Here is a 12628-nt window from a genome sequence, read left to right on the forward strand (position 1 = left end):
TAAAATAGCTGTTTTTTGAATGAGGTTTTCGATAAAGAGAGGGTGGATGAAAAATCATACCACCACATTTGACAGAGAACCTTTTATATGAAAGGAACCTTCCGATAAAGCGATGGTTGAGCGAAACATTCATATACACATAGGATCAAAATCTACCCATAAGGCGAGTAATGCCAGGATTTGAATGATCTGTTTTGACATGGATACACATCTATGTGAAACTTGAATTAACTAACTAGATAGGATGGATGAAGCTGATGAGGATTTTATTTATAGGCGATGTGGTCGGTTCTCCGGGACGAGAAATGGTAAGCGACTATCTGCCTCGATTAAAACAAAAATACCAGCCGCATGTCAGCATCGTTAACGGCGAAAATGCAGCTGCAGGAAAAGGTATTACAGAAAAAATCTATAAACAATTTCTTGAATCGGGTGCACAGGCTGTCACATTGGGGAACCACGCTTGGGACAAGAAAGAAATATTCGAATTCATCGAGGAAGCCGAGTATATGGTCAGGCCTGCCAATTTTCCAGAAGGCACACCTGGCAGAGAAATTGTCTATGTGCGCAGCAATAAAGCTGAAGTGGCTGTCATCAATCTTCAGGGGAGAACGTTTTTGCCGCCGCTTGATGATCCTTTTCGAAAAGCAGATCAATTGATCGCAGAAGCGAAAAAAAGAACCAATCTTATATTCGTCGATTTCCACGCGGAAGCCACCAGCGAAAAACAGGCAATGGGCTGGTATCTTGACGGGAAAGTCAGCGCTGTAGTCGGAACCCACACCCATACCCAAACGGCAGATGAACGGATATTGCCAAAAGGCACCGGATATATCACAGATGTGGGAATGACCGGACCGTATGACGGAATTTTGGGTACAGACAAAGAAGCGGTACTCAACCGTTTTCTCACTAATCTTCCGGTACGTTTTGAAGTGACTAAATCGGGAAGAACACAATTAAACGGTTTTATTGTCGATATAGATGAAAACACCGGTTTCGCTAAGAAAGTGGATCGGATATTGATCAATGATGATCACCCGTTTTTTGGATGATTATTTGAATTTTTAGAATAATTACCTCATAATAAAAGGGAATATCTATCAACTCCAAGAATATAGTAAAAGTGGAACGACTTTAGTAAACGAAGGAGGTACTAGTAATGGACATATTAAAAGTTTCAGCTAAATCAAATCCCAATTCAGTAGCAGGTGCACTCGCGAATGTGCTAAGGGAACGCGGCTCAGCAGAAATACAGGCAATCGGTGCTGGTGCATTGAACCAGGCCGTTAAAGCGGTTGCAATTGCCCGAGGATTTGTTGCCCCAAGTGGAGTTGATCTGATATGTATTCCGGCTTTTACTGATATAATGATTGATAATGAGGAACGTACTGCTATTAAACTGATAATAGAGCCTAGATAAATCCCTTTACCTGTTTGCGATGGCAAGCAGGTTTTTCTTTTATAGATTTATGACGAGGAGCTATCCGTACATGGAAGGTATGAAACAGTCTGTCTGGAGGGAGAAAATGATAATAGATGCACATTGTGATGCTTTATATAAGATGTGGAAGTATGAACTGCCTTTTGAGTCGAGTGAACACCTGCAGGTGAATTATCAAAAATGGATGGACAGCCCTGTTAAAGTTCAGTGCTTTGCTATTTTTGTACCTCCTGAAGTTCCAGAGGAAGCACAATTCTCGGCAGCGTTAAAGATGGCGAATTTATTTTACGAACAAATCATCGATCCATACGACCATATCAAGCTTATTAGAACGAGCAGTGATATAGAAACATTAAAGAAGGGTGAAAAGGGTGCAATGCTCACATTGGAAGGCTGCCATGTGATCGGCTCTGATTTGTATAAGCTGAAAACCCTGCTGCGTTTAGGAGTCAAAGCGGTCGGACTTACGTGGAATCAGGCAAATGCAGTCTGCGACGGTATTGAAGAACAGAGAGGAGCCGGTTTAAGTTCCTTCGGGTACGAAGTGGTCAAACTTCTCAACGAGGAAAAAGTATGGACTGACGTTTCCCATTTATCCTACCAAGGCTTTTGGGATGTCATCGATGTAGCTGCATTTCCGATGGCGAGCCATTCTAATTCTATTGCTTTGGCTTCTCATAAAAGAAATTTGGACGAACACCAAATCCAACAGCTGATTAAAAACGAAGCATGGATCGGAGTCACTTTTGTACCGGATTTTCTCAACGATGAAAAAGAAGCAACTTATTTGGATGTCCTGGGTCATATTGCCTATTATATTAGTGTGGGTGCGGAAGACTGCCTGGGAATCGGATCGGATTTTGACGGTACCAGCGAGTTTGTAAGAGGTCTTTTCGACCCAACGGATTACCCCGCCTTTTATCAAGAGCTTTTACATAGATGGCCCGGCGACGTGGTCGAGAAGATAACCAGCCAGAATTTTATAAAAAAGTTTCCGTGCTAGGGGTAGGTGTAGCTTCTTGCCAGTCTGAAGGCAATCCTGATTGTGATGGTAAGCGTTTTCTCCTGGCGTGTTCAAATGTCCATTCCAAATAGACACAGGTTATTGATTAATATTTTTATCATGTTAAAATATGATTATATCAATCTTTAATGTATCTTCATGTGAGGAGTTGTGTTCACAGTGAATGGAACTATGAAAGCGTTAGTGAAAAACCAAAAGGATAAAGGTGCGGAAATTCAACAGGTGAAAATCCCTTCAATCGGGGATAGGGAGGTGCTGATAAAGGTAAAAGCAACCTCTATCTGTGGGACCGATGTCCATATTTATAACTGGGATGAATGGTCACAAAGCAGGGTTCATCCTCCATACGTGTTTGGCCATGAATTTGCGGGCGAAGTGGTGGAAACAGGCAGCAAAGTGAGTAAGGTTGCAGTGGGTGATTATGTCAGCGCAGAGACCCATATTGTTTGCGGACATTGCCCCCAGTGCTTGACTGGAAAATATCATATTTGCGAAAATACACAAATCATCGGGGTTGACCGGGATGGATGCTTTGCTGAGTACGTAGCTTTGCCGGAAGACAACATGTGGAAAAACCCGGCGGATATGCCTGTAGAAATCGCTTCTGTCCAAGAACCGATGGGGAATGCTGTTCACACCGTGTTAAGTGGTGATGTGGTCGGTAAATCGGTGGCTATCATAGGCTGTGGTCCTATCGGAATGATGGCTGTAGGTGTGGCGAAAGCGGCTGGGGCCTCTCAAGTGATTGCATTTGATCTGAATGATTACCGCCTCGATTTGGCAAATCAAATGGGAGCAACTACAATTATCAATTCATCAAAAGAGGATCCGGTCGAACGGGTCAAAGAGCTTACCGAAGGCCATGGAGTCGATGTCGTTTGTGAAATGAGCGGTCATCCGACAGCGATAAACCAGGGTTTTAAAATGGTTACCAATGGCGGAAGAGTGTCGATCCTCAGTCTTCCGACAAAACCGGTGGAAGTCGATATTACGGACGACATCGTATTTAAGGGGATAACAGTGCAAGGAATCACTGGCAGAAAAATGTTTGAAACATGGCAGCAGGTTTCACGTTTGCTTGATTCCAAACAAGTAGATGTAAGCCCTATGATTACCCATCACTTCTCTTTGGAGGATTTTGAAAAAGGATTTGACCTTATGAATGAAGGCAAGTGTGGTAAAGTGGTTTTACACCCATAAAAAACAGGGAGGCGTTTTGATTGAAAGGTTTTGAATATCTCCAGGAGCAATTGGAAGATATGAAGAAGGAGGGAACTTTCCGTAACTTGATTCCGCTCGAATCTGCACAAGGGGCAAGGGTTACGATTAAAGGGAAAGAGGTTATTCAATTATCCTCAAATAATTATTTGGGACTGACCTCACATCCACGGATGGAAAAAGCAGCAGAAGATGCTATTGAAAAGTACGGAGTTGGCACCGGATCGGTCCGCACGATTGCTGGAACGTTGAAAATGCATGAAGATTATGAAAAAAAATTGGCGGAATTTAAACATACCGAAGCAGCTCTTGTTTTTCAATCAGGTTTCACCACGAACCAGGGAGTACTTTCCTCGATTTTGACAAATGAAGATGTGGTGATTTCGGATGAGCTGAATCACGCTTCCATTATCGATGGTATTCGCTTGACGAAAGCCGGGCGGAAGATTTATAAGCATGTTGATATGGATTCCCTCGAACACGCATTGAAAGAAACGCAAGATTACCGGACGAGACTGGTTGTTACTGATGGCGTATTTTCCATGGATGGCAATATCGCCCCACTGCCTCAGATCGTGGAGTTGGCTGAAAAGTATGATGCACTTGTCATGGTCGATGACGCTCATGCCAGCGGAGTCTTAGGGGAGAACGGACGCGGTACCGTCAACCATTTTGGGCTGGATGGCCGTGTTCACATTCAAGTCGGGACATTGAGCAAAGCAATCGGTGTTTTAGGAGGATATGTCGCGAGTACCCAGACATTGAAGGATTATCTGATCCATAAAGGCAGACCGTTCCTGTTTAGCACCTCCCACCCACCGGCAGTGACAGCGGCTTGCGATGCATCGATCGATGTTTTGCTGGAAGAACCGGAATTGATTGAAAAGCTATGGGATAACACGAAATTCTTCAAGAATGGTTTGAAGGAGTTAGGTTTCGATATCGGAATCAGCGAGACGCCGATAACTCCGGTGATGGTAGGGGACGATGCATTAGCCCACCGTTTTTCCGATCAGTTGTTCGAGGAAGGAGTTTTTGCCCAAGGCATCGCTTTTCCTACGGTGCAAAAAGGAAAAGCACGGGTTCGGACCATTGTCACGGCAGAACATTCCAAGGAAGACCTGCAGGAAGCGTTACATGCATTTGAACGAGCAGGCAAAAAACTGAAAATTATCGATTAACAGGACTAGTTTGGCGAAAAAGACCATCGGGGTACTTTTTCGCCATTCCTTTATTTCCTTTTTTCATGCAAAAGCACTTTATTTTTAGTATTAGTAGTTGATATAATAAGTAAATTGGAGATACCTTTATGGTTAGAGGTTCCGGACAGATACATAAATCGGGACGACAGTTTTTCAAGGAAGGAGCTTCTGTAAATGAATGAACAGCAGCGGAAAGAAATGAATCAAATAAAACAGGAAAATCCAGCGGACATAAAATCCGACCAGGAGAAGAACCTGTCACGTTTAAAAAATATGGACAGCGATGAACTCATCGGGAAATATTTTCAAACAACTTATGAACCGCCAAATTTGAAAAAGGCCAAGAAACGACGCAGAGAAGATGTACAGATCCATTATGATTATCAGGTTCCGGAGGACATGCAGAATATCGGTAAAGATAAAAAGTTCTTGATCCGTACCTATGGCTGCCAAATGAATGAGCATGATACGGAAGTAATGGCGGGTCTGCTGACCGATATGGGGTATGAGTCGACAGACGAAGCGGCTGAAGCCGATATTATTTTGTTGAATACCTGTGCTATCAGGGAAAATGCCGAAAACAAAGTATTTGGTGAAATTGGCCATTTGAAAACACTGAAAACGGAGAATCCAGATGTGATTTTAGGTGTGTGCGGCTGTATGTCTCAAGAAGAATCGGTCGTAAACCGCATACTGAAAAAACACCCGTTCATCGATATGATTTTCGGTACCCATAACATTCACCGGCTGCCGCAACTATTGAAAGAAGCTATGTTCGGCAAGGAAATGGTCGTCGAGGTATGGTCAAAAGAGGGAGATATCATTGAAAACCTGCCAAAAGTAAGAAAGGGGAAAATAAAAGGCTGGGTCAATATCATGTATGGATGTGACAAATTCTGTACTTACTGTATTGTCCCTTACACACGCGGTAAGGAAAGAAGCCGAAGACCTGAGGATATCATTCAGGAGGTAAGGCAGCTTGCAGCACAAGGGTATAAGGAGATTACCCTTTTGGGGCAAAATGTCAATGCATATGGAAAAGATCTTACAGATATGGATTACGGTCTCGGGGATTTAATGGATGAAATTCGTAAAATCGATATCCCGCGTGTTCGTTTCACTACTTCACATCCCAGAGATTTCGACGACCGCTTGATCGAAGTTTTGGCCAAAGGGGGCAATCTGCTGGACCATATTCATCTTCCCGTTCAATCCGGCAGTTCCGAAGTATTACGAGTTATGGCACGCCGCTATACAAGGGAAAGGTATCTTGAGCTTGTCGATAAAATCAGGACGGCGATGCCCAATGCAACCCTTACTACCGATATCATTGTAGGTTTTCCAAACGAAACCGATGAACAATTTGAAGAGACGCTGAGCCTTGTGGAAGAAGTAGGTTTCGAGAGTGCCTACACCTTTATCTATTCACCAAGGGAAGGCACTCCTGCAGCGCGCTGGGAAGATAATGTTCCAATGGAAGTGAAAAAAGAACGTTTGCAGCGTTTGAACAAGTTGATCAATAAGCAATCAGCGGAAGCGATGAAAAAGTATCAAGGGCAAGTAGTCGATGTACTTGTTGAAGGGGAAAGCAAAAAGAATCCGGATGTGTTGGCTGGTTATACTGAACGGAATAAATTAGTCAACTTCAAAGCACCAAAATCAGCAATCGGTAAAATTGTAAAAGTTAAAATAATAAATGCGAAAACCTGGTCTCTTGACGGAGAAATGGTTGAAGAAACAGCAGAGGTGAAATGATTTGGCTCCATATACAAAAAAGCAAGTGCTGGAAGAAGCGAACAAGTTAGCTCAAATGATGGCTAATACAGAAGAAATCGATCGTTTCAAGCAGTTGGAAGCGAAGTTGAACGAGAATCAGAAAGTACAGATTTTAATCAAGAAGTTGAAAGCAATGCAGAAGCAAGTCGTAAATTTACAAGCTTACGGAAAAGAAGAGGCACAGAAAAAAGCAGAGGCAGAACTGGAAAGAATCGAAAAGGAAATTGATGATATTCCGTTAGTGCAAGAATTCAAGGATTCCCAATTAGTGATCAATGACATTTTGCAGCTTGTTTCCAACACCATTGCCCGGGAGGTAACCAATGAAGTGATCCGTTCCACGGGCGGTGATTTGCTGGCCGGTGAAACTGGATCCAAACTGGGTAATGGCTCTTCCTGCAGCCATTAAAATTCGGAAAGGACTATTCCGTTATACGGAGTGGTCCTTTTTCCGTTAGGCATGAGTTTCCGGAATTCCGGTGAAAAAAGTCAGATGAATGGGTTTAATGATTCCGTTATCCTGTTTGATTCTTCTTCTTTTGGTTTATGTACATTTTGCTGGGCACCTGCATAGGATGTTGTAGAGCTCATCATGTCAATTACCGTGATCATTTGAAAAAAAGGTTGCACTATAGGTGATTGCCATGCATACACTGACTATGAAAAAAAGAGGAGGTTTTAGTTCTTATGTCATTTCTGGATCAGGAATATCGGGAAATCATAACAAAAGCCGTTATCGGAAAAGGCCGGAAATTCATCCAGGATACCAACACGATCACCCCTTCACATAGACCCTCCAGTATCCTTGGCTGCTGGGTGATAAATCATTTATATAACGCCCGGAAAAAAGGTGAAGACACCGTAGAAATCAATGGGAGTTATGATGTGAATATCTGGTATTCTTATAATGACAACACCAAAACGGAGGTTGTCACCGAACGGATCACTTATTGCGATTTGATAAAGTTATCTGTTAAAGACGACCAAACGCTAAATGATGATTATGAAGTGTTTGCCAAGGTGATTCAACAACCTAACTGCCTGGAGTGCAAGATTGCCAGCCACGATCATAAGATACTAGTTGAAGTAGAACGGGAATTTTTAGTGGAAGTTATCGGGGAAACAAAAGTATGCGTGAAAGTGGATCCAAATGGATATGTTGCGGATGAGGACGACTGGGACTTTGAATTGTCAGACGAAGAGTTCAAGGATATTAATCCTGACTTTTTAGCGACTGAAGAGGAAGAATAAATGGAAAACGAGGGAGAAATCTCTCGTTTTTTGTTTGGTTCCCTGCACTTAAGCCCACATCCTGTATTATGATATAATGAAAGATAGATTTCGTAGTAGTGGGGGAAAAAATATGTCTACATATACACCGATGATCCAGCAGTATTTGAAAATAAAAGCTGAACATAAAGATTGTTTTTTGTTTTTCCGGTTGGGAGATTTCTATGAGATGTTTTTTGAGGATGCTCTAGCGGCTTCCAGGGAGCTGGAAATCACCTTGACGAGCAGGGACGGCGGGGCCGATGAAAGAATTCCTATGTGTGGCGTCCCTTACCATTCAGCTGAGAATTACATAAAAAACCTTGTAGAAAAAGGATTCAAGGTTGCCATATGTGAACAAGTAGAAGATCCGAAAACGGCCAAAGGAGTCGTGAAAAGGGATGTCGTTCAACTGATTACTCCAGGGACGGTGATGGAGGGGACAATGCTGGAAGAAAAAGAGAACAATTTTCTTGCCAGTATCAGTGAGTTTCCAGGCTATGTTTTTGTTATTACCTATAATGACCTGTCTACGGGAGAAACAAATGTGGCTCGTGTTTCTTCTGGGTGGGATGCAGTGCTTAGTGAGCTCTTCAACCAGCCTGTTAAAGAAATCGTTGTGTCCCCGGATTTGCCGGAAAACTATCAAACGGATTTACAGGAAAGGCTGCAAGTAACAGTATCGCATCAACAGGTATGCGACATCGAGGAAAGTTTTCATCATTTGGTCGAACAATTGGAAAAGGATAGGCAATTGTTAGAGGGATTCGGCAGGATGCTGAATTACCTGCAGAATACGCAGAAACGGTCACTCGACCACCTGCAGCCTGCCAGAATCATTCAGTTGCAGGAATTTATGTCATTGGATATGTTTTCGAAACGCAACCTGGAACTGACCCAGACAATATTGCGGAAAGGAAAGCAGGGGAGTCTGCTTTGGGTACTGGATAAGACAGTTACAGCCATGGGAGCACGTTTGCTGAAAAAATGGCTTGAACGGCCTTTGCTGAATACACAAGCAATCGATAAGCGGTTCGCGATAGTTCAGGCATTCCTAGAGCATTTTTTTGAACGGGAATCAATACGGGAGGCATTAAAAACGGTGTATGACCTAGAACGCCTGTCTGGCAGGGTTTCCTATGGAAATGTCAATGCCAGAGATTTAATCCAGGTCAAACAATCTCTTCAAAAAATTCCGGAAATCAAAAAGCTATTATCCCAATTCGCACACGAAGAGGTCCAATCGTTGGCAGAGGGAATAGATGAGATGCAAGGACTGGCTGGATTGTTGGAGGAGAGTATAAAAGAGGACGCGCCACTGACCATCAAAGAGGGCGGAATCATCAAGGACGGATTCAATGCAACGTTAGATGAGTATAGAGATGCTTCTAAAAATGGAAAAAAGTGGATTACCGAATTGGAGCAGCGTGAAAAGCAGGCGACAAATATCAAATCATTGAAAATAGGCTATAATCGGGTGTTTGGCTATTATATCGAAGTCACCCGTGCCAATTTACACCTGCTGCCAGAAGGAAAGTATGAGCGGAAACAGACGCTGACGAATGCGGAACGGTTCATCACTCCTGAATTAAAGGAAAAAGAGTCCCTTATCCTTGAAGCAGAAGAGAAAAGCGTTGACTTGGAGTATCAGTTGTTTGTCGAATTGCGGGAAAAAGTGAAAGAATACATTCCTGCTCTTCAGGCTTTAGCTGAAAAGATAAGTACAGTCGATGTTCTGCAAAGCTTTGCGACTGTCAGTGAAGAAAATGACTATACGAGACCAACTTTTAATGAAAATCGAAAAATCTCCATAAAGCAAGGGAGACATCCGGTGGTCGAAAAAGTAATGAAAGGCGAATCTTTTGTTCCGAATGATGTGTCTATGGATGAATCTTCGGAAATATTGCTGATCACCGGGCCGAATATGTCAGGAAAAAGTACGTATATGCGACAACTCGCCCTAACGGCAATCATGGCGCAAATTGGCTGTTTTGTTCCATGTGAAGAAGCGTCCTTACCTGTTTTTGACCAGATTTTCACAAGGATAGGTGCGGCGGACGATCTCGTTTCTGGTCAGAGCACTTTCATGGTGGAAATGCTGGAAGCAAAACACGCCATTACCCAGGCTTCTGAAAACAGTTTGATTTTAATGGATGAGATAGGAAGAGGGACAAGCACCTATGACGGGATGGCTTTGGCTCAGGCGATTATTGAGTATGTCCATGAGCATGTGAAAGCAAAGACACTATTTTCCACCCATTATCATGAATTAACCAGCCTGGAAAACACACTGGCTGCGGTCAAAAACATCCATGTACGGGCAGAGGAATATCAAGGAAATGTCGTTTTTCTGCATCAAATCCAACCAGGAGCAGCCGACGAGAGTTATGGTATCCATGTGGCAAAGTTAGCCGAATTGCCCGATGAATTGATTCACAGGGCCTCGGAAATTTTAAAGCAGTTTGAAACCGGGCAAAACCAAACAACCATAGCTCCTAATACTGATTCTTCCAGACAGACGACAAAAGAACCAGAAGAACAGATGTCATTTTTTGGACAAGAGGTAGCCCGTCCTATAAGTGAACAGTCAAGCTTCAAACAAGAAGATCCCTTGGTGAAGGAGCTAATGGAGCTTGATATCATGGAAATGAATCCGTTGGAAGCAATGAATACCCTTTATCAGCTACAAAAGAAAGCGAAAAAGTAACCAGTAAGGAGGGATAGCATGGTTATTCAGCAAATGCCGGACGCTCTTGCAAATAAAATAGCGGCTGGAGAGGTTGTCGAACGGCCGGCTTCCGTTGTAAAAGAACTGGTGGAAAACAGCATCGATGCGAATAGCAGTTATATCAAAATAGAGGTGTCCGAAGCTGGATTACAAAAGATAAAAATAACGGATAATGGATCAGGAATGGATGAAACAGATTGTGAGCGGTCGGTGCTCCGTCATGCGACCAGCAAAATAAGCAATGAAAACGATCTTTTTCATGTTCGCACACTAGGGTTCAGAGGAGAAGCACTTGCCAGTATTGCGGCTGTAAGCAAGCTGACAATAAAGTCCTCGACTGGAGATGAAGCAGGAACACTGCTGGAACTAGAAGGTGGGAAACTTGTAAAAAAAGAAAAGAGTGATGCCAGGCAGGGTACGGAGATCATGGTGGAAAACTTGTTTTTCAATACACCTGCACGCCTGAAATACATGAAGACGATTCATACTGAACTAGGTCACATTACCGACGTGATGAACAGGATGGCTTTATCTCACCCGACGGTTCGTTTTGAAGTTTATCATAACGAAAGACAGCTGTTCCGATCACCCGGCAGGGGAGATTTGCTGCAAATCATCGCGCAGGTTTACGGAATGAATGTGGCGAAAAAAATGGTGCCAGTAGAACATTCCACCCTTGATTTTTCCATTCAAGGCTATGTTGCTAAGCCTGAAGTGACAAGGGCATCGAGAAATTACATTTCGACTATAGTCAATGGGCGCTTTATAAGGAGCATTCCCTTGAGCAAGGCAATCGCCAAAGGATACCATACCCTGTTGCCAATCGGAAGACACCCGCTAGTCGTGTTAAATATCCAAATGGATCCGATTCTGGTGGATGTGAATGTACATCCGGCAAAACTGGAGGTGCGTTTCAGCAAAGAAAAAGAACTGTTTGAAGCAATTGAATCCACCATAAGGGAAGCTTTCCGGAAAGAGACGCTCATTCCAGAAGCAAGTCAACCAAAACCCAATCGTCTGGAAAGTGTGCAGGACAGTTTTTCGTTCCATGAACCTTCTTCCTATACTGTAAAGGAAAATGCTTACCCTCATGATGAGCGTGGTGACTATTCGCCAACGGTTCACGGTCAACTTGTCGAGTCGGCGGAAGAGGCATCAGACCTCTCTATGAAAGAGCGGTTGAAAGAGTCCGCCACTTACGATGAAGTGTTGAAAGGCCAGGTGGAAAACGAAAGTCGGTCCGGAGAGCAAAAAATTGTCATTGAAGAAGAACAAGAAATAAAATCGGACCGTTTACCCGCCATGTACCCAATCGGTCAGCACCATGGAACATATATTCTGGCCCAAAATGAAAATGGTTTGTATATTATCGATCAGCATGCTGCCCAGGAACGAATAAAATATGAGTTTTTCAAAGAGAAAATCGGGGAGGTCCCGAATGAAGTACAAGAGCTTTTAATGCCGTTGACTTTTGATTTTTCCAAACAGGAAGCCTTGCTGATCGAACAGCACCAGGATGAATTCAGGAAAATCGGTCTGTTCTTTGAACCATTTGGTGAACAAAGCTATGCAATCCGCTCGCATCCTCAATGGTTCCCAAAAGGTTTCGAAGAGGAAGTCATCCAGGAAATTGTCGAGCAAGTAATCGCCGATGAGAAAGTGAACATCAAAAAAATCAGGGAAGAAGCAGCCATTTTAATGTCTTGTAAAAGATCCATAAAAGCAAATCATTATTTGAATCATGATGATATGTTCCGGCTGCTGGAGGACTTGAGGAAATCGACCGATCCTTTCACATGTCCGCACGGCCGTCCTATTATTGCTCATTTTTCCGCTTATGATATGGAAAAAATGTTCAAGCGTGTTATGTAAAATGTATCCAGCTTGTAGAAAAGGGATTTTCTACAAGCTTTTTGCTTTGATTATTTTAAGAGCAGATCGAAAACTTGTTGTGGAGGTGGGGTTCT

Annotated in this window: 10 protein-coding genes; all 10 read left to right on the forward strand. The window is 43.1% G+C overall.

Translation table 11 applies throughout. The annotated features are described in order from the left end of the window. Positions 1 to 257: 257 nt before the first annotated feature. The 10 genes from ABVF09_RS09745 (at position 258) to mutL (ending at position 12533) form a co-directional block, all read left to right on the forward strand. Positions 258 to 1055, forward strand: a complete 798-nt coding sequence (locus ABVF09_RS09745; protein WP_026570295.1) for a TIGR00282 family metallophosphoesterase — start codon at positions 258 to 260, stop codon at positions 1053 to 1055. A gap of 107 nt (positions 1056 to 1162) precedes the next feature. Beyond that, entirely contained in the window at positions 1163 to 1423 is a 261-nt protein-coding gene (locus ABVF09_RS09750; RefSeq protein ID WP_026570294.1) for a stage V sporulation protein S, read from the forward strand. Positions 1424 to 1529: 106 nt separating this feature from the next. Beyond that, positions 1530 to 2447 carry a dipeptidase gene (locus ABVF09_RS09755; protein ID WP_026570293.1) on the forward strand — a complete coding sequence of 306 codons (918 nt, stop codon included), beginning with the start codon at positions 1530 to 1532 and terminating at the stop codon, positions 2445 to 2447. Positions 2448 to 2627: 180 nt separating this feature from the next. Further along, complete coding sequence (tdh, locus tag ABVF09_RS09760; protein ID WP_202616119.1) at positions 2628 to 3668, forward strand: L-threonine 3-dehydrogenase; 1041 nt, start codon at positions 2628 to 2630, stop codon at positions 3666 to 3668. 20 nt (positions 3669 to 3688) lie between these two features. Continuing rightward, positions 3689 to 4867 carry a glycine C-acetyltransferase gene (locus ABVF09_RS09765; protein WP_026570291.1) on the forward strand — a complete coding sequence of 393 codons (1179 nt, stop codon included), beginning with the start codon at positions 3689 to 3691 and terminating at the stop codon, positions 4865 to 4867. Between the two features lie 195 nt (positions 4868 to 5062). Then, positions 5063 to 6643, forward strand: coding sequence for a tRNA (N6-isopentenyl adenosine(37)-C2)-methylthiotransferase MiaB (gene miaB, locus ABVF09_RS09770; protein ID WP_026570290.1), 1581 nt, complete (start codon positions 5063 to 5065; stop codon positions 6641 to 6643). A gap of 1 nt (position 6644) precedes the next feature. Continuing rightward, the gene (locus tag ABVF09_RS09775) at positions 6645 to 7073 is read left to right on the forward strand and encodes a YlbF/YmcA family competence regulator (RefSeq protein ID WP_026570289.1); all 429 of its coding nucleotides are present in this window, start codon (positions 6645 to 6647) and stop codon (positions 7071 to 7073) included. Between the two features lie 278 nt (positions 7074 to 7351). Continuing rightward, positions 7352 to 7915 carry an outer spore coat protein CotE gene (cotE, locus tag ABVF09_RS09780; protein WP_026570288.1) on the forward strand — a complete coding sequence of 188 codons (564 nt, stop codon included), beginning with the start codon at positions 7352 to 7354 and terminating at the stop codon, positions 7913 to 7915. 112 nt (positions 7916 to 8027) lie between these two features. Beyond that, positions 8028 to 10640 (forward strand): DNA mismatch repair protein MutS, encoded by a 2613-nt coding sequence (gene mutS / locus ABVF09_RS09785; protein WP_371069104.1) that lies wholly within the window; start codon positions 8028 to 8030, stop codon positions 10638 to 10640. Between the two features lie 18 nt (positions 10641 to 10658). After that, positions 10659 to 12533, forward strand: a complete 1875-nt coding sequence (gene mutL, locus ABVF09_RS09790; RefSeq protein ID WP_026570286.1) for a DNA mismatch repair endonuclease MutL — start codon at positions 10659 to 10661, stop codon at positions 12531 to 12533. Positions 12534 to 12628: the final 95 nt, after the last annotated feature.

The sequence above is a fragment of the Sediminibacillus sp. JSM 1682029 genome (genome assembly GCF_041366435.1).
GTDB lineage: Bacteria > Bacillota > Bacilli > Bacillales > Amphibacillaceae > Sediminibacillus > Sediminibacillus terrae.

Bases quoted from the DNA above. Each gene is read 5' to 3' on its own strand.
- ABVF09_RS09745 (WP_026570295.1), top strand. From the start codon at position 258: ATGAGGATTTTATTTATAGGCGATGTGGTCGGTTCTCCGGGACGAGAA.
- mutL (WP_026570286.1), top strand. From the start codon at position 10,659: ATGGTTATTCAGCAAATGCCGGACGCTCTTGCAAATAAAATAGCGGCT.
- ABVF09_RS09750 (WP_026570294.1), top strand. From the start codon at position 1,163: ATGGACATATTAAAAGTTTCAGCTAAATCAAATCCCAATTCAGTAGCA.
- ABVF09_RS09755 (WP_026570293.1), top strand. From the start codon at position 1,530: ATGATAATAGATGCACATTGTGATGCTTTATATAAGATGTGGAAGTAT.
- cotE (WP_026570288.1), top strand. From the start codon at position 7,352: ATGTCATTTCTGGATCAGGAATATCGGGAAATCATAACAAAAGCCGTT.
- mutS (WP_371069104.1), top strand. From the start codon at position 8,028: ATGTCTACATATACACCGATGATCCAGCAGTATTTGAAAATAAAAGCT.
- miaB (WP_026570290.1), top strand. From the start codon at position 5,063: ATGAATGAACAGCAGCGGAAAGAAATGAATCAAATAAAACAGGAAAAT.